This window comes from Actinokineospora globicatena (assembly GCF_024171945.1).
GTDB lineage: Bacteria > Actinomycetota > Actinomycetes > Mycobacteriales > Pseudonocardiaceae > Actinokineospora > Actinokineospora globicatena.
Window position 1 is genome coordinate 1,089,011 of the sequence record NZ_JAMTCR010000002.1, and the last position, 16,460, is coordinate 1,105,470.

A 16,460-nucleotide genomic window follows, 5' to 3' on the forward strand; every position below is an offset into this window, starting at 1 on the left:
TTGCCCTGTTCTGTGGGTCACAGCCGAGTCGTGCCCGGTCTGGGAAGGTGTGCGCGGTTCCCGAGGAGGAGAAGGAGGTGGGGTCGGTGTCGGACCACCGCGCGTGGCGCTGGCAGCGCTCCGGCTACGACGACCGCGTGCACGCCTTCCCCGCCGGGGAGCGGCCCGCGAGCTTCGTGGAGGCCGCCTGCGCGCACACCGTGCCCTACGCCAAAGTCACCCGGTCGCATGAGGGTGCCAGGTGCCTGCCGTGCCTGTTGATCGTCGCCGACGAGCTGGCCGCCCGGGTACCCGGCGCTGTGGACTGACCGGGGATCGACCTGGGGACAGTTCCTCCGGGGTTACCCGCTACTCGCCAGTCCCACACGTCACAGGCGTCGCAGAGTTGTCCACAAGCTGTGGACAAGGTTGTGCACAGCCTGTGGAGAGCGGTGTGCGACCGACGCCGGGCGGGCGCGATCGGTCGCCAACAAAGGGCCAAATGGCCGCACAGCGAGTTACCTGGTGACGAGACCGGTGCTCGGGCCTTAGTGTGTCGCGGCAACACTCCCGTCACGGAGAGCGAGACACCGATGACACAACCCGGCCACTCCGGCCTGCGCTGGAGCTCGTGGAACCTCCTGCTGTTGCTCCCACTCGGACTGCTCATCACGCCGATCTTCAACCGGACCGGGCCCGCGCTGTTCGGCCTGCCGTTCTACTACTGGTTCCAGCTCGCGGGCGTCGCGGTCGGCGTGCTGGCCACCTCGGTCGTGTTCGCCAAGACCAAGGACAAGCCCACGGCGCCCCCGCCAGGACCTGACCGCGATGTGGACACCCTGGACGAGGGAGCGGGCGCATGAGGTGGACCGAGCTCGTCATCTTCGTCGTGCTCTTCGGCGTCGTGACCGTCATGGGCTTCGTGGCGGCCAAGTGGAAGGCGGGCGGCAGCCTCGACCACCTCGACGAGTGGGGCCTCGGCGGCCGCAAGTTCGGCTCGTGGATCACCTGGTTCCTCATCGGCGGCGACGTCTACACGGCCTACACCTTCGTCGCGGTCCCCGCGCTCATGTTCAGCGCGGGCGCGGCCGGCTTCTTCGCGCTGCCCTACACGGTGATCCTGTACCCGTTGGCGTTCATGCCGTTGCTGCGGATCTGGTCGGTGTCGCGCGCCAAGGGCTATGTGACACCGGCGGACTTCGTGCGCGGCCGCTACGGCTCGTCGGTGCTCGCGCTGCTCGTCGCGATCACCGGGATCGTGGCGACGATGCCCTACATCGCACTGCAGCTGGTCGGGTTGGAGGCGGTGCTGCGCACGTTGGGGCTCAACGGTTCCGGCCTCGTGGGGCACCTGCCGCTGCTGATCGCATTCGTGATCCTGGCGGTCTACACCTACCAGTCCGGGCTGCGCGCGCCCGCGCTGATCGCGTTCGTCAAGGACATCCTGGTCTACGTCGTGATCATCGTCGCCGTGGTGTACCTGCCGATCAAGCTCGGCGGGTGGGGCGAGATCTTCCAGGCGGCCGACGAGAAGTTCAAGGCGACACCGGCGCCGGGTGACGGGATCCTGCTCAACGCCAACAACCAGTTGCAGTACGCCACCCTGGCGCTCGGCTCCGCGCTCGCGCTGTTCCTCTACCCGCACTCGCTCACCGGCGTGCTCGCCTCGCGCGGGCGCAACGTGATCAAGCGGAACATGTCGGCGCTGCCCGCGTACTCGTTGCTGCTGGGGCTGTTGGCGCTGCTGGGGTTCGTGGCGATCGCGGCGGGCACCAAGCCGTTGATCAACCAGGCCACCGGGAACCCGGACACCAACACGATCATCCCGAACCTGTTCGCCGGTCAGTTCCCGGCCTGGTTCGCGGGTGTCGCGTTCGCCGCCATCGGCATCGGCGCGCTGGTGCCCGCGGCCATCATGTCCATCGCGGCGGCGAACCTGTGGACCCGCAACATCTACAAGGAGTACTTCCGCCGCGACGCCACCCCGAAGCAGGAGGCCAAGCAGGCCAAGCTCGCCTCGCTGGTGGTCAAGTTCGGCGCGGTGGCCTTCGTGCTGTTCATCGATCCGCAGTTCTCCATCGACCTGCAGCTCATCGGCGGCGTGATGATCCTGCAGACGCTGCCCGCGGTCGCGATCGCGCTCTACACCCGCTGGTTCCACATCTGGGGCCTGGTCGGCGGCTGGATCGCGGGCATGGGCTGGGGAATGATCATGCTCTACAACATCCCCAGCGCCGACGGCAAGCGCAAGCACTTCGGTGCCTCGGCGCTCAAGCTCGGTGAGCTGAACCTGTTCGGCTGGCACCCGTTCGGTGGGTCGACGGTGCAGATCTACGTCGGTTTCGTTGCCCTGGTGACAAACTTGGTGGTCGCCGTGCTCATCACGGTGGTGGCCAGGAGGTTCAAGGTCTTCAACGGCATCGACCAGACCGAGCCCGCCGACTACCACGTCGACGAGGACTCGGCGAAGCTGCGCCCGGTCGGCGCGCACTGACCCACGACAGCGGAAGGGGCGGGGCCCGGGATCCGGACCCCGCCCCTTCGCACGTGCATCAGCGGCGCATCGCCACCATGGCGACGAGCAGTGCCGCGCTCAGCAGGGCCGGCACGATCCCGGCCAGCACCGCGAGCACGACGAGTCCCGACGTGACGCAGGCGACCAGCAGCATCGCCAGGTGCAGCGTCGGTGCCCACCCGCCGAGCAGCCGCTCGGCGAACACCATCGCCCGCGCGTGCGGGCTGGGCCTGCGCACCGGCGCGACCACGGGCTCGGCGGCGACGACGGTGTCGGCCTGCTCGGTGGTCTCGGCGGGTTCGGTTGTGGTGACCTCGGTGGTGCTGCCGACCCGCGAGCTGTCGGCCAGGTCGACCCGGTGGACGGTGTTGACCCGGTCCGCCTTGCCGACCAGGTCGGCCTTGGTGGACCGGTCCACCGCCCGGCGTGGCAGGGGCCGCGCCGGGAGTGCCGGGTCTTCGAAGGTGAGGTGCAACGTGCGGCGGACGTCCGTGCCCACGGACTCCGTTCCTGTCACGGCCAAGGTGTCAGGCTCCTTCGTGGTACTGCGACTACCGATCAGTTTCCTCGCTCCGGCGTTGCCAGGTAGGTAACTACTGGGTAGTAGACGATAAGCGGAGCGTGTTCGTCGGTGAGCGGCATCCTTGTGATCCGCCTCACCTATCGGGTGATGTCCTGACCCACTGCTACTGCGGATGGCCTACGACGACCGCCATCGGTCGGCTGTAGAACTGAACGGGTGGAGTAGTGCGGACGCGGTTGGCGCAATCGACCGCATACCTGGCAATCCAGGCGGAGCAATCCGGCGACGCTCGGTGCCCATGTCCGTTTCATCCGCACGGAGCAATCCCATGGTTGCACGTGAAATTCGGTCACGCTCCGTTGGTCGCGCGCGGTCGACACTTGATCGACGCTCGCGGGGCCGCGGTGAGCGGACGGGGTGAACTCGCGGCGGCGACGGGGGTGCCGTTCGCCGACTGGCGAACCGGGCCACTTCCCCGGCCGGGTGACGGGTGGAACGTGCCCCCGGGGCCGGGAACGGTCCACCGGCCTACCGCGCCTCGGGCGTGAAAGCCCTGGAAAATAAGGAAACCCCGTAGTGCTGCCAGGTCGGGGGTCCGCCAGCACTACGGGGTCAACCGGAACATCGTGAAGCGCCCCGGTCGTGTTACAACGGGCCGGAGATGTGCCCTGCATCACATCTCCGGCCCGAGTCTTGGTCAGCGCCAGACGTTCTGCGTCTGCGCCAGTGCGATCAGCTCGTGGCGCATCGCGGGCGTGGCGGCCTGGTCGATCGCGCGGTTCACGGCCTTGCGCGTGCGGGCCTCGGCGCGGCGGGCTCGGATCTTCGCGGTCACGTTCATTGCTCTTGCTTCCCCTCTAAGGACCTTGCTGGCCGCTCTGGCTGAGTGGCATGACTCAAGTATGCACCCTCAGACCCCGGAAAGCACGTATCTGTCCGGTGAACTGGCGCACATGCCGATGAATCATCGGTAGTGACCTGGAGCTCACCGGATAGTGTCCGGTTTCTTGTGAGCTGGGGAACAACGTGCTAACGCGCGCGGGCACACCGCGACCCTCGATCGCGGTGTATAGGCATATCTAGGAAGACGGCTAGATGCTGCGAGAGTGCGCCAGAAGCGGCGTCACTCCTCCATGTTCAGCAGGTAGCGACCGAAGTGCGGCACGGTGAAGGCGATCCGGCCGCGCTCGGCGGAGTAGACCAGGCCCTTCTTGATGAGGCTGTCGCGCGCGGGCGAGAGCGACGACGGCTTGCGGCCGAGGAACACCGCGATGTCCGAGGTCCCGGCGCTCTCGTCCTTCCCGTCGGTCAGCTCGGCCATCGCCCGCAGGTACTCCCGCTCGGCCGGGGTGGCGCGCTCGTAGCGGGAGCCGAAGAACCCGACCGCCAGCTCGACCTCCGCCTCCGGGGCGGCGACCAGGACGTCCTCGGCGGTGATCGGGTCGGCCGGGGCTGCGTCCCAGGCGGCCTTGCCGAAGGCCTGGATGAAGTACGGGTAGCCGCCGGAGCGCTCGAAGAGGGCGGCCAGCGCGTCCGGGGTGATCCCGGCCTGCTCGCGGTCGACCGGGACGAGCACAGCCTGGTCGGCGTCGGCGCGGTCGAGCCGGTCGATGCGGACGTAGCGGAACAGCCGCTCCGAGTACGACTTGCTCGCCGACAGCACGGCGGGCAGGTGCGGCAACCCGGCGCCGACCACCACCAGCGGCGCGCCGGACTGGGACAGCTCGTGGCAGGCGGCGCACAGCGCGGAGATGTCGTCGGCACCGATGTCCTGCATCTCGTCGATGAGCACCGCGACCCCGGTGCCCACGTCCTGGGCCAGCTCAGCGACCTCGGTGAACAGCTCGACCAGGTCGATCTCGATGTCGCCGGAGTCGGCCCTGCCCTGGGTGGCGGGCACGTCGATGCCGGGCTGCCAGCGCTCCCGCAGCTTGGCGCTGTCCGGGTTGGACTTGAGGGCGAACGCCTTGAGCACGCCGAGCACCTGCTCGACCCGCTCCGGCGCCCGGTGCCGCACGGCGAGGTCGCGGATCGCGCGGTGCAGCGCGGCGGACAGCGGGCGGCGCAGGTCGGCGTCCGGCCGCGCCTCGATCTTGCCCGCGCCCCAGCCGCGCCGGACGGCCATCGACCGCAGTTCGCCGAGCAGGACCGTCTTGCCGACCCCGCGCAGCCCGGTCAGCACGAGGCTGCGCTCCGGCCTGCCCCTGGCGACCCGTTCCAGCACGACCTCGAAGGCCCGCAGCTCCTTCTCGCGGCCAGCCAGCTCCGGCGGGCGCTGGCCCGCGCCAGGGGCGAAGGGGTTGCGCACCGGGTCCATCATGCGACGGTATCGGCGCGTCTAGCGTCAGCCCGATATTTCCGTCGGCGCGCCCGGCCGATTGCGGTGTCTAGCCCTATCTAGCGTCTTAGGTAGAGAGTGGTAGAGGTGGCTACTTCTCCAGGATCGCGGTGACGCCCTGGCCGCCCGCCGCGCAGATCGAGATCAGGCCGCGCCCGGCGCCGCGGTCGTGCAGCAGCTTCGCCAGGGTCGCCACGATCCGGCCACCGGTCGCGGCGAACGGGTGCCCCGCGGCCAACGACGAGCCGTTGACGTTGAGCTTCGACCGGTCGATCGAGCCGAGCGGTTCGGCCAGGCCGAGCCGGTCCTTCGCGAACTCGACGTCCTCCCAGGCGGCCAGCGTGGCGAGCACCTGCGAGGCGAACGCCTCGTGGATCTCGTAGAAGTCGAAGTCCTGCAACGTGAGACCGGCGCGGGCCAGCATGCGCGGCACGGCGTAGGCGGGGGCCATGAGCAGGCCCTCGTCGCCGTGCACGTAGTCGACCGCCGCGGTCTCGCTGAAGGTGAGGTAGGCCTGCACCGGGAAGCGGTGCGCCCGCGCCCACTCCTCACTGGCCAGCAGCACCGCCGACGCGCCGTCGGAGAGCGGGGTCGAGTTGCCCGCTGTCATCGTGCCGCTCTCGCCGCCGAACACCGGCTTGAGCGCGGCGAGCTTGTCGGCCGTCGAGTCGGGCCGCAGGTTCTGGTCCCGGGACAGGCCCTGGTAGGAGGTGACCAGGTCGTCGAAGAACCCCCGGTCGTAGGCGGCGGCCAGCTTCTGGTGGCTGGCGGCCGCGAGTTCGTCCTGCGCCTCCCGGCTGATCCCCCACCGCGCGGCGGTCACCGCGGCGTGCTCGCCCATGGACAGCCCGGTGCGCGGCTCGGCGTTGCGCGGGATGTCCGGCACGACGTGACCCGGCCGGATCTTGGCGAGCAGCCGCAGCCGCTGCCCGACCGACTTGGCGCTGTTGAGCGAGATCAGGATCCGCCGGAGGTCCTCGTTGACCTGCAACGGCGCGTCGCTGGTGGTGTCGACCCCGCCCGCGATGGCCGAGTCGACCTGGCCGAGGGCGATCTTGTTGGCCACCTGGACGATCGCCTGCAGACCGGTGCCGCACGCCTGCTGGAGGTCGTAGGCGGGGGTGTCGGCGGCGAGCCTGCTGCCGAGCACGCACTCGCGGGTCAGGTTGAAGTCGCGGCTGTGCTTGAGGACCGCGCCCGCCGCGACCTCGCCGAGCCGCTCCCCCTGCAGACCGAACCGGGCGACCAGGCCGTCGAGCGCGGCGGTCAGCATGTCCTGGTTCGACGCCCGCGCGTACGGCCCGTTGGACCGGGCGAACGGGATGCGGTTCCCACCGAGGACCGCGACTCGGCGCACGTGACTCTGGGCCATTGCGTCCTCCTGAACAGGGGCTCGGACCTGCGCTACCATCGTAACCTACTTGAGAGTAGCTTTGGAGGCGCGCCCCGATGGCAGATCGGTACCAGCGGTTCAGCAACTCCGGCGTCGGCCGGGTCCTGGTCAAGCGGCTCGGCCTGCCGAACCCGACCCCGTTGCGCCGCCACCGGCCGGGCGACCCGGCCCTGGACGGCCCGGTGCTGCTGGGCGCGGCACCCGGCGGGCGGCTCGTCGACCAGGTCGCGGGGGTGTGCGCGGCCGCGGGGACCGAGATGGTGACCAGTCCGGCCGACGCTCACGGCGCGCTTGTCTTCGATGCCACCGGGGTGCGGCGGGTCGAGCAGCTCCGGGCGCTCTACGACTTCTTCAACCCGGTGCTGCGTTCGCTCGGGACGTGCGGGCGGGTCGTGGTGCTCGGGACGCCACCGGAGCGGATCGCTGACGCCGAGGAACAGGTCGCCCAACGCGCGCTGGAGGGCTTCGTCCGGTCGGTCGGCAAGGAACTAGTGCGCGGCGCGACGGCTCAACTGGTCTATGTGGAGCCCGGGGCGGAGGGGGATATCGCGTCCACGCTGCGGTTCCTGCTGTCCGGCAAGTCGGCTTACGTTGACGCGCAGGTGATCCGGATCGGGGTTCTCGGTGGCAGCGCCGTGGAACCGGACGACTGGGCTTCGCCGTTGGCGGGCAAGGTCGCGTTGGTGACCGGGGCGTCGCGCGGCATCGGTGCCGCGATTGCCGAGGTGCTCGCCCGCGACGGCGCGCACGTCGTCGCACTGGATGTCCCCGCGCAGGGAGACGGGCTGGCCGAGGTCGCCAACCGGGTCGGCGGTTCCGCACTGCAACTCGACATCACCGCTGCGGATGCCCCCGCCCGACTCAGCGACCACCTGCGCACCCGCCACGGCGGCGTCGACATCGTCGTCCACAACGCGGGGATCACCCGCGACAAGAAGCTGGCCAACATGAAGGACTCCGCCTGGGACGCGGTGCTCTCGGTGAACCTCGCCAGCCAACTGCGGGTCAACACGGCGCTCCTGGACGGCGTGCTGCGCGACGGCGGCCGGATCATCGGGGTGTCGTCCATCGCCGGTATCGCGGGCAACACCGGCCAGACCAACTACGCCACCAGCAAGGCGGGCGTCATCGGGATGGTCAACGCGTACGCACCGGTGGTGGGCCGCGGGATCACGGTCAACGCCGTCGCCCCCGGCTTCATCGAGACCAAGATGACCGCCGCGGTCCCCCCGGTCATCCGCGAGGCAGGCCGCCGGATGAACAGCCTCGCCCAAGGTGGACTACCGGTGGACGTCGCGGAAACCATTGCCTGGTACGCCAACCCGGCCTCCGGCGCGGTCACCGGCAACGTCGTCCGCGTCTGCGGCCAGAGCCTCCTGGGGGCGTGATGCCAGTCCTGGACCACTCCCCTCGCCTGGCCGCGCTCTACACCAAGGCCGTCCTCGCCACCTTCACCAAGTCCGGCGGCTCCTTACCTGATCGCACTTACGAGCGCTTCCGGGTGGGCGTGGATGCGGCGCATTTGGCTGCTTACAACCGGGTGTGCGGATTCCGCTTGGGTGACGAGCTGCCTGCTACCTATCTGCATGTGCTGACTTTTCCCATGCAGGTCAAGCTCATGACTGACGCGGACTTCCCGTTTCCGCTGATCGGGTCAATTCACGTGGCGAACCGGATCGTGCAGCGCCGGCCGGTGCTGGTGGGTGAGGTGCTCGACCTTCGGGTGGGGGTGGCTGATTTGCGGGACCACCCTCGGGGGGTTCAGTTCGACGTGATCTCCTCGGTGGCTGCGGGTGGTGTTGAAGTGTGGAGTGGGGTTAGTACTTACCTTCGGCGGACTTCTGCTGGTTCTGGGTCTGGTTCTGCTTCTGGTCGGGAGGAGTTGCCTGGGGTTGTTGCTTGTTGGGACGTTCCTGGTGATGTCGGACGGCGTTATGCGGGTGTTTCTGGTGATCGGAACCCGATTCACCTGCATGCGCTGACGGCTCGGATGTTCGGGTACTCACGGCCGATCGCGCACGGGATGTGGACTAAGGCGCGGTGCTTGGCTGCGTTGGAGGGGAAGTTGCCGGGGGCGTTTGAGGTGGATGTGCGGTTCAAGTTGCCTGTGCACCTCCCTGCCCGTCTTTCGTTTTGCCTGGACGGGCGGCGGTTTGCGGTTGTGGGTGCAGATGGAGGCAAGCCTCACCTGACGGGGACGGTTGTTGACCTGTCCGCGTAGGGGCCCGTTGGGCCTTGTTGTCCACAAGGGGCCAGGTAGTCCACAGCTTCGACTTTCAGCCTCTCAGTGCTTGCGTTCCCTTCGGGGCACCCCAACCCCATCGAGCAGGCCTGGCACCAGCGCCGTGGTGGAGCGCGTGTGGGCCAACGTCGTTGGCGGGCGTCTCGGGGTCAACGTTGTCGGCGGGTGTGTTGGGGCAATGTGGTTGGGGTCTTGGCCAGTCGTTGGCGGGTGGGCTGGGACTGGGCGTGGGGACTTGGTGGAGCGTGGGGAGGCGGGCAGGGGCGTGGGCTCGGGTGCTGTGAGCTGGGGTTGTGGCGTGTTGGGCGGGAGGGGGTGGGGGCGATCATGATGTGGGGGTGGAGATGCCGGTGGTGGTTACTAAGCGGTGTTTGGATGCTTGTGTGGGGGTTTTTGGGTTTGGGGGGCGGGAGGAGGCTCGGGAGTGGTTGGAGGGGGTTATCGCTGCTGAGGGGGTGGTGACTGATCGGTTGCCGGAGGAGGTGGTGGGGCGGCGGAGTCCTTCGGGGTATTTCCTGGTGGCTGGGCGGAAGTTCGTGTTGCCGTTGGCTGAGGACCGGGACGGGGCCGGGCAGTGGATCGCGACGAACTGCTTGGGGTTCCCGAGGAAGTCCACTGTGGACTTGACTGGGTTGCGTGGGGTCGACCTGTTGGCGGAGGTCACTGTGTTGCCGCACGCCGTGGAGCGGTTTCAGCAGCGCGGGGGTGGGCACCGGGATCCGGACCGGGCCCACAAGGAGTTGTACGCGGCGTTAGCGCCCACGGTTCGGGCGGTGCGGAAGCCGCCGGGGTGGTGTCGGACGAGGGCGGCTGATCTCTACCTCGTCGCCGGTGAGCATGACGAGTTCTGTCTTCCTTGTCGGGCGGGGAGTGGGAAGCGGCCGTACGACGTGATCACGTGCATTCACCGCGCGGGGGATCTGTTCGGGAAGCCGTTGGGGGCCAAGGTGTGCGAGGTGGCGGTCGAGCCGGACAGCAAGGCGGCTCGGTTGGTCCATCGTGGACTGCGCAAGGGCGGCAGGCTCTCCTGGCACCGACCGGCGTGGGTCAAGGTGGCCAAGCCCGCGAAGTGGTGGTTGGTGTTCAACAACCGCACCGCCGCTGTGGTGCGGTGGGAGCCGGGGAGTGCGCGGCCGTTGGTGCTGACCCACGTCGTCGACGGCAGGTCCCTGCTGGTGCGGCTGGTCGACCGGGTGCTGGGCCGGTAGCGGGCTACTCCCCGGTCGGGGTCCAGACCGCGCCGTCGACCAGGTTGCCCAGGCCCATCCAGACCAGGTTCATCAGCCAGGACGCGACGACCTTCTCCGGGACGTCGGGGTGGTCGAGCCACCAGTCGGCGAGGGACTCGCCCGCGCCGACCAGGGCCGCGGCCAGGGCCTCGGTCGACTGGGTCGCGGTGTGCCCGCGGCTGGTGGCCGAGCGGACCAGCAGCGCGTCGACCAGGGTGATCGCGCGGGTGCGCATGGCCAGCAGTTCCTCGCTGAACGGCCCGCCCTGGGAGGTGGCCTGGCGGTGCAGCACCCGCCAGCTCTCGCGCTGGTCGCCGACGAACCGGAAGAACGCGCGCAGGCCGTGCCAGAGCTGCATGTCCGGCGGGGCCTCGGCGTGCACCCCGTCGGCGATGGCCGCCATCAGCTGGGAGGCCTCGCGCCGGATGCAGGCGGCGAACAGGTCCTCCTTGTGGCCGAGGTAGGCGTAGATCATCGGCTTGGAGACCCCGGCGACGTCGGAGATCTCGTCCATCGACGCGTTGTGGTAGCCGTGCTGGGAGAACACCGTGACCGCCGCGTCCAGGATCTGCCGCTCGCGGACCTCCCGCGGCAGCCGCTTCGCGCGCGCCGGTCGACTCTCCTCGTCGACGCTCACGCCGAACCTCCCTCTTGCCGACCCGCCTACCCGCCCGTAGCCTACCGATCAGTAGGTACGGGAGGTGCTCATGCCGAGGGAACCGGTCCAGCGGCTGACGTCAGACCGAGATGCTATCGGTCGGCCGATCACCCCGCGCCGAGTTCACCAGGCCCGCGCGTGAGCAGGCGGCGGCGCTGGAACCGGCTGACCCCGGTGACCGTGGTCGACCTCGACGGCCTCGCCGACGCCGTCGACCCCGCGCGGCTGACCCCCGAGCAGTTCGTCCAGCTCATCGAGGTCCTGCACATGCTCGGCGACGCGGGCACCGGCATCGAGCTGGCGGGCATGCGCACCGAGACCTTCCTGCGCTTCCTCGGCCGCGCCACCCGCGAGCAGGTCGACGCGCTGATGGCCCACCCCGACCTGCGGCCGGTCGTGTTCACCGAGGTCTTCCGGCGGATGGCCGAGCACCTGGCCGCCGACGACCTGCGCGCGGTCGTGCACTGGCGGTTCACCGGCCCCGACGGTGAGGACCGGTTCGAGACGGTGATCGACCGGGGCCGCTGCACCTCCGGTCCCGAGCCGACCGCCGACCCCCGGGTCACCATCACCATCGACCCGGCCGACTTCCTGCGCGCGATCACCGGCGCCGCCAGCCTGCCGGTGCTGTTCCTGTCCGGCCGGGTCAAGGTCAAGGGCGACATCGCGTTCGCCGCCGGGCTGATCGGCCACTTCGACCTGCCCTGACCTGTTCGGGGGACCCGGCGTGACAGCCGGGCGCCGAACCCGGACCATGCCACCCGTGGCGGTTTGTGGCAGCAAGCGCACCGAGGACGGCAAGCCGTGCCGGACCCCGGTGACCCGGCGCGGCAAGCGGTGCCGCGCGCACACCTGGTTCGGCCTGCTGTTCAGCAAGCCGACCCCGGTCCTGCCCCGGCAGACACCCCGCGCGCAGCGCACCCCGATGCGGGCCGCGACCAGGACCGAGGGCGTGCGGATCGCGACCGAGCAGTGGCAGGCCATCGTCGCCGCACGCGCCCGGCTGGTCATCCCGGCCGACACCTGGCAGGCCCTCACCACGGCGGACGCCTCGTCCACCTGCACCCGCTTCGCCCAACTCGCCGCTGCTGATGACGCCGCGACCCGCGCCCAGGCACCGGGTCCGGTCGCGCTGGAGGTCACCAGGCACATCGCCCAACGGCACGACGACCTGGGGACCGACGACCTGCTCCCCCGCTCGCTGCGCGTACTCGGTGTCTATCTGTGTGCCGCCGAGGGCCGAGACCTCGGCGACTGCCGCTGCCTGCGCGACCTCATCGACGACCACGGCCTCGCCGAGGCCAAGCACGTCCTGCAGGGCGCCATGTCCGACCTCGCCGCGAGCGGCCCCACCCGCTAACCGCGAACGAGCCGACCCGGTGCGCGACATCGGCCCGTAGACGCCCGCCGCCGACGTTGGCCAACCCCGCGCTCCACGAAGGCGCTGGCTGCCAAGTGCTCCTTGGGGCGGACCTGTTTTGGGTGTGGGAGAGGACCACCCGTAGCGTCGTTGCGCGGACAGGGCCATGCTCAACGGGTAGCGAAACAGCGCGGGGCCGTGGGGAGTGATCCCTACGGCCCCGCATCGTTCAGATCTTCAGGTTCAGTACGTGATCGCCAGTGCTGGGTTGGCCAGGAGTGCGCCGACCGCGGCCAGGAACTCGGAGCCCTGTTGGCCGTCCACCAGGCGGTGGTCGAAGCTCAGAGCGAGCTGGCAGACCTTGCGGATGGTGATCTGGCCGTCGACCACCCAGGGGGTGTCGCGGATGGCGCCGAAGGCCAGGATCGCCGACTCGCCCGGGTTGATGATCGGGGTGCCGGTGTCGACGCCGAAGACGCCGACGTTGGTGATCGTGATGGTGCCGTTGACCATGTCGGCGGGCGGGGTCTTGCCCTCCCGCGCGACGGTGGTCAGCGACTCCAGCGCCTGGGCGAGCTCGCGCAGCGACAGGGTGTCGGCGTCGCGGATCTTCGGCACGATCAGGCCGCGCGGAGTCGCCGCCGCGATGCCCAGGTGCACGTAGTCCTTGAAGACGATCTCCTGCGCCGCCTCGTCCCAGCTGCTGTTGACCTCGGGGGTCCGCTTGATCGCGGTCACCAGCGCCTTCGCGCAGAACGCGAGCGGGGTGAGCTTGACGCTGCGGAAGTCCGGGTGGTCCTTGAGCTTGGCGCGCAGCTCCATCATCGGCGTGACGTCGACGGTCAGGAACTCCGTGACGTGCGGCGCGGTGAAGGCGCTGGCGACCATGGCCTGGGCGGTGACCTTGCGGACGCCCTTGATCGGCACCCGCCGCTCGCCGCGCTCCCGGACCACGGCACCGACCGGGGTCGGCTCCGGCTCGGCGACGACGGTGCCGTTGGTCGCGGCCCGCTCGACGTCGGCGCGGGTGATCACGCCCGCGTCGCCGGACCCGGTGAGCTTGCGCAGGTCGACGCCGAGGTCCTTGGCCAGCTTGCGCACCGGCGGCTTGGCCAGCGGCACGTACCCGCCGGGCAGGTCCACCAGCGCGGCCGGGCTGTCGGGCACGACCGGGACGGCGGGCGCCACCGGGGTGTTCGGCGGCGGGCTGTCCGGCACCGGGCCCTGGTGGCGCTCGAACGCGGCGGCCACCGTGCTCTGCGCCGCTGCCGCGGCCGCCTCCACCGGGACGGCCGGACCCTTGCGGGCCCGCCGCTTGGCGGTGACGGCCTTGGAGCCGTAGCCGACCAGCGGCTTCATCTCCTCCTCGTCGGCCGCGGCCGGAGCCGGGGTCGACGAGGGAGCGGGCGCCGCGGCACCGCCGGGGTCGACGTCGATGGTGAGGATCGGCGTGCCGACCTCCACCGTCTGCCCGGCCTGGACGTGCAGTTCGGTGACCACACCCGCCCACGGGCAGGGCAGCTCGACGGCGGCCTTGGCGGTCTCGATCTCGACGATGATCTGGTTGACGGTGACCGTGTCCCCCGGCTTGACCTGCCAGTTCAGGATCTCGGCCTCGGTCAGCCCCTCCGCGGTGTCGGGCAGCGGGAAGCTCTTGTACTCAGGCATGCGTCACCAGGCCAAAGAGCGGTCGACGGCGTCGAGCACCCGGTCCAGGTCGGGCAAGAACTCTTCCTCCAGCTTGGCCGGGGGGTACGGGGTGTCGAACCCGGTCACCCGCAGCACCGGCGCCTCCAGCGAGTAGAAGCACTCCTGCTGCACCCGGGCGGCGATCTCCGAGGTCAGCGACGCCTCCGAGGGCGCCTCGCTGACCACCACGAGCCGACCGGTCCTGCGCACCGACTCGAACACCGGCTGCAGGTCCAGCGGGGACAGCGACCGCAGGTCGATGACCTCCAGCGAGCGCCCCTCCTCCTCGGCCGCGGTCGCCGCGTCGAGCGCGACCTTCACCGACGGCCCGTAGGCCACGACGGTCGCCGTGCTGCCCGCGCGCACCAGGCGCGAGGCGAACAGCGGGTCGGGGGTGGCGGTGGTGTCGACCTCGGCCTTCATGAAACCGGAGTGGTAGTACCGCTTCGGCTCGAAGAACAGCACCGGGTCGTCGCTCTGGATCGCCTGCTGGATCATCCAGTAGGCGTCGACCGCGTTGGAGCAGGCCACGACCTTGAGGCCCGCGGTGTGCGCGAAGTACGACTCGGGCGACTCGGAGTGGTGCTCGACCGCGCCGATGCCACCGCCGAACGGCACCCGGATGACCAGCGGCACCTTGACCCGGCCCAGGGTCCGCGCGTGCAGCTTGGCGACCTGGGAGACGATCTGGTCGAAGCCGGGGAAGATGAACCCGTCGAACTGGATCTCGCACACCGGGCGGAACCCGCGCACGGCCAGGCCGACCGCGGTGCCGATGATGCCGGACTCCGACAGCGGCGTGTCCAGCACGCGGTGCTCGCCGAAGTCCTTCTGCAGCCCGTCGGTGATGCGGAAGACGCCGCCGAGCTTGCCGACGTCCTCACCCATCACGATGACCTTGGGGTCGGCCTCCATGGCCGTGCGCAACCCGAGGTTGAGCGCCTTGCCCAGGGTCAGCGACTGCGTCGCGGCGGCCCCGTTCGGCTTGTTGATCACAGGCGCGGCCATCAGTGCTCACCTCCGGCGAAGTTGGCGTGGTAGGCCAGGTACTCGTCGCGCTGGGCGTCGACGAACGGGCTGGCCTCGGCGTAGACGTGGTTGAACATCTGCTCGACCGGCGGCTCTGGCATGTTGAAGCAGAACTCGCGCATGTCGGCCGCCAGCGCGTCGGCGTCGGCCTGGACCGAGTCGAAGAAGTCCTGGTCGGCGTGCTCGTGCCGGACCAGGTTCACCCGGACCCGCTCGATCGGGTCCTTGAGCTTCCAGGCCTCCAACTCGTCGGAGTGCCGGTAGCGGGTGGGGTCGTCGGTCGTGGTGTGCGCGTCCATCCGGTAGGTGAACGCCTCGATGAGCACCGGGCCGTTGCCGTGCCTGCACTCGTCGAGCGCCCACCGCGAGACCGCGAGGGTCGCGAGCACGTCGTTGCCGTCCACGCGGATACCGGGGAAGCCGTAGCCCCGCGCGCGCTGGTAGAGCGGGAGCCGGGACTGGCGCTCGGTCGGCTCGGAGATGGCCCACTGGTTGTTCTGGCAGAAGAACACCAGCGGCGCGTCGTAGACCGCCGCCCACACGAAGCCCTCGTGCACGTCGCCCTGGCTGGTCGCGCCGTCACCGAAGAAGACCATGGTCGCTTCGCTGTCGCCGTCGCCGACCTTGCCCTCGAACCGCTGCCCCATCGCGTACCCGGCGGCGTTGAGCACCTGGTTGCCGATCACGATGGTGTAGGGGTGGAAGCGCTTGGCGTTGGAGTCCCAGCTGCCGTGGTCGGTGCCGCGGAAGATCCCCAGGATCTCCTTGGGGCTGATGCCCCGGCACCAGGCCACGCCGTGCTCGCGGTAGCTGGGGAACACCATGTCGGTGTCGCGCAGCGCGCGTCCGGCGCCGATCTGCGCGGCCTCCTGGCCGAGCAGCGGGACCCAGATCCCGAGCTGGCCCTGCCGCTGCAGCGCGTTGGCCTCGCGGTCCGCGCGGCGCACCAGGACCATGTCCCGGTAGAGCGACCGCAGGTCCTCGGCCGTGACGTCGGCGACGTACCGGTCGAACTCCGGGTTCTCGACCCGCTCACCCTCGGGCGTCAGCAGCTGGACCAATTCCGGTCCACCCTCACTGGTCGCACGCAAACCCGCGATCACCTGCTCTGCTGACGGGGCAGCCGCGGTCGCGGCTGGTCCTTCCCGGGGTTCCGGGTGCGTCCACTGTTCTGGGGACGACATGCGCGTTCTCCTCGTGTCTGTGCCGCGCAGTCGCTCGTGGCGACGGCGTGCGGCCGCGCCGCCGGCCACCACCGCCGTTGGGTTGGGGCGCTGGCCACCGTCGACGCTGACGGCGTTGCTCTCACATCCTGACACGGGAGAGTGTGCAGCAGTGAGCCCGAGCACGCCTTCATTTGTCCACAGGGTGGCGTTGAGCTGCGAAAACGCTTGGACCACCGACCGTAGGGGGTCCCAGGAGAGGGGGGTCGGGGCTGCTCACGCCGACGCGGTCGGCGCCGCCGCGACCAACCGGTGACCCGTGGGTGACCTGTGTCACAAATG

The 16,460-nt window shown here is 69.9% G+C and carries 16 protein-coding genes; 8 read left to right on the forward strand and 8 right to left on the reverse strand.

Translation table 11 applies throughout. The annotated features are described in order from the left end of the window. Positions 1 to 86 precede the first annotated feature (86 nt). From LV79_RS05170 to mctP, 3 genes are all read left to right on the forward strand, one after another. Positions 87 to 308 (forward strand): hypothetical protein, encoded by a 222-nt coding sequence (locus tag LV79_RS05170; protein WP_253832557.1) that lies wholly within the window; start codon positions 87 to 89, stop codon positions 306 to 308. A 264-nt stretch (positions 309 to 572) separates the two neighbouring features. After that, positions 573 to 842: a DUF3311 domain-containing protein gene (locus tag LV79_RS05175; protein WP_253832559.1), complete on the forward strand. Its 270-nt coding sequence runs from the start codon at positions 573 to 575 to the stop codon at positions 840 to 842. Continuing rightward, on the forward strand, positions 839 to 2,473 hold the full coding sequence (gene mctP / locus LV79_RS05180) for a monocarboxylate uptake permease MctP (protein WP_253832562.1): 1,635 nt from the start codon (positions 839 to 841) through the stop codon (positions 2,471 to 2,473). The genes LV79_RS05175 and mctP overlap by 4 nt, the downstream gene beginning before the upstream one ends. A 58-nt stretch (positions 2,474 to 2,531) precedes the next feature. Here mctP and LV79_RS05185 read toward each other — a convergent pair whose 3' ends face one another. The 4 genes from LV79_RS05185 to LV79_RS05200 all read right to left on the reverse strand — a co-directional run bounded on the left by LV79_RS05185 (position 2,532) and on the right by LV79_RS05200 (position 6,727). After that, positions 2,532 to 2,993 (reverse strand): hypothetical protein, encoded by a 462-nt coding sequence (locus LV79_RS05185; protein WP_253832564.1) that lies wholly within the window; start codon positions 2,991 to 2,993, stop codon positions 2,532 to 2,534. Between the two features lie 721 nt (positions 2,994 to 3,714). After that, positions 3,715 to 3,858, reverse strand: a complete 144-nt coding sequence (locus tag LV79_RS05190; RefSeq protein WP_253832565.1) for a hypothetical protein — start codon at positions 3,856 to 3,858, stop codon at positions 3,715 to 3,717. A 282-nt stretch (positions 3,859 to 4,140) separates the two neighbouring features. Then, positions 4,141 to 5,334 carry an ATP-binding protein gene (locus LV79_RS05195; RefSeq protein WP_253832567.1) on the reverse strand — a complete coding sequence of 398 codons (1,194 nt, stop codon included), beginning with the start codon at positions 5,332 to 5,334 and terminating at the stop codon, positions 4,141 to 4,143. Positions 5,335 to 5,446: 112 nt separating this feature from the next. Further along, a complete protein-coding gene (locus tag LV79_RS05200) occupies positions 5,447 to 6,727 on the reverse strand; it encodes an acetyl-CoA C-acetyltransferase (protein WP_253832569.1) in 1,281 nt (426 codons plus the stop codon). A gap of 77 nt (positions 6,728 to 6,804) precedes the next feature. Here LV79_RS05200 and LV79_RS05205 point away from each other — a divergent pair, with 77 nt between their 5' ends. The 3 genes from LV79_RS05205 to LV79_RS05215 all read left to right on the forward strand — a co-directional run bounded on the left by LV79_RS05205 (position 6,805) and on the right by LV79_RS05215 (position 10,198). Beyond that, entirely contained in the window at positions 6,805 to 8,136 is a 1,332-nt protein-coding gene (locus LV79_RS05205) for a 3-oxoacyl-ACP reductase (RefSeq protein WP_253832571.1), read from the forward strand. After that, positions 8,136 to 8,969 (forward strand): MaoC family dehydratase, encoded by an 834-nt coding sequence (locus LV79_RS05210; protein WP_253832573.1) that lies wholly within the window; start codon positions 8,136 to 8,138, stop codon positions 8,967 to 8,969. The genes LV79_RS05205 and LV79_RS05210 overlap by 1 nt, the downstream gene beginning before the upstream one ends. 539 nt (positions 8,970 to 9,508) lie before the next feature. Next, positions 9,509 to 10,198: a hypothetical protein gene (locus LV79_RS05215; RefSeq protein ID WP_253832574.1), complete on the forward strand. Its 690-nt coding sequence runs from the start codon at positions 9,509 to 9,511 to the stop codon at positions 10,196 to 10,198. 4 nt (positions 10,199 to 10,202) lie between these two features. Here LV79_RS05215 and LV79_RS05220 read toward each other — a convergent pair whose 3' ends face one another. After that, positions 10,203 to 10,856: a TetR/AcrR family transcriptional regulator gene (locus tag LV79_RS05220; RefSeq protein WP_253832576.1), complete on the reverse strand. Its 654-nt coding sequence runs from the start codon at positions 10,854 to 10,856 to the stop codon at positions 10,203 to 10,205. Between the two features lie 159 nt (positions 10,857 to 11,015). On the opposite strand from LV79_RS05220, the gene LV79_RS05225 reads away from it, so the two are divergent. Then, positions 11,016 to 11,585: an SCP2 sterol-binding domain-containing protein gene (locus LV79_RS05225; protein WP_253832578.1), complete on the forward strand. Its 570-nt coding sequence runs from the start codon at positions 11,016 to 11,018 to the stop codon at positions 11,583 to 11,585. 55 nt (positions 11,586 to 11,640) lie between these two features. Further along, complete coding sequence (locus tag LV79_RS05230) at positions 11,641 to 12,237, forward strand: hypothetical protein (RefSeq protein ID WP_253832580.1); 597 nt, start codon at positions 11,641 to 11,643, stop codon at positions 12,235 to 12,237. Between the two features lie 243 nt (positions 12,238 to 12,480). Here the strand turns inward: LV79_RS05230 and LV79_RS05235 are convergent, their stop codons facing one another. From LV79_RS05235 to pdhA, 3 genes are read right to left on the reverse strand one after another with little or no spacing between them, the layout of a single operon-like run. Then, a complete protein-coding gene (locus tag LV79_RS05235; RefSeq protein WP_253832582.1) occupies positions 12,481 to 13,905 on the reverse strand; it encodes a dihydrolipoamide acetyltransferase family protein in 1,425 nt (474 codons plus the stop codon). A gap of 3 nt (positions 13,906 to 13,908) precedes the next feature. Then, the gene (locus LV79_RS05240; RefSeq protein WP_253832584.1) at positions 13,909 to 14,934 is read right to left on the reverse strand and encodes an alpha-ketoacid dehydrogenase subunit beta; all 1,026 of its coding nucleotides are present in this window, start codon (positions 14,932 to 14,934) and stop codon (positions 13,909 to 13,911) included. Continuing rightward, positions 14,934 to 16,139, reverse strand: a complete 1,206-nt coding sequence (pdhA, locus tag LV79_RS05245) for a pyruvate dehydrogenase (acetyl-transferring) E1 component subunit alpha (RefSeq protein ID WP_253832586.1) — start codon at positions 16,137 to 16,139, stop codon at positions 14,934 to 14,936. Before pdhA ends, LV79_RS05240 begins: the two co-directional genes overlap by 1 nt. Positions 16,140 to 16,460 lie beyond the last annotated feature (321 nt).

Coding starts and splice junctions, on each gene's coding strand:
- LV79_RS05240 (WP_253832584.1), bottom strand. CDS start 14,934: ATGGCCGCGCCTGTGATCAACAAGCCGAACGGGGCCGCCGCGACGCAG.
- LV79_RS05205 (WP_253832571.1), top strand. CDS start 6,805: ATGGCAGATCGGTACCAGCGGTTCAGCAACTCCGGCGTCGGCCGGGTC.
- LV79_RS05200 (WP_253832569.1), bottom strand. CDS start 6,727: ATGGCCCAGAGTCACGTGCGCCGAGTCGCGGTCCTCGGTGGGAACCGC.
- LV79_RS05175 (WP_253832559.1), top strand. CDS start 573: ATGACACAACCCGGCCACTCCGGCCTGCGCTGGAGCTCGTGGAACCTC.
- LV79_RS05195 (WP_253832567.1), bottom strand. CDS start 5,334: ATGGACCCGGTGCGCAACCCCTTCGCCCCTGGCGCGGGCCAGCGCCCG.
- LV79_RS05190 (WP_253832565.1), bottom strand. CDS start 3,858: ATGAACGTGACCGCGAAGATCCGAGCCCGCCGCGCCGAGGCCCGCACG.
- LV79_RS05235 (WP_253832582.1), bottom strand. CDS start 13,905: ATGCCTGAGTACAAGAGCTTCCCGCTGCCCGACACCGCGGAGGGGCTG.
- pdhA (WP_253832586.1), bottom strand. CDS start 16,139: ATGTCGTCCCCAGAACAGTGGACGCACCCGGAACCCCGGGAAGGACCA.
- mctP (WP_253832562.1), top strand. CDS start 839: ATGAGGTGGACCGAGCTCGTCATCTTCGTCGTGCTCTTCGGCGTCGTG.
- LV79_RS05210 (WP_253832573.1), top strand. CDS start 8,136: ATGCCAGTCCTGGACCACTCCCCTCGCCTGGCCGCGCTCTACACCAAG.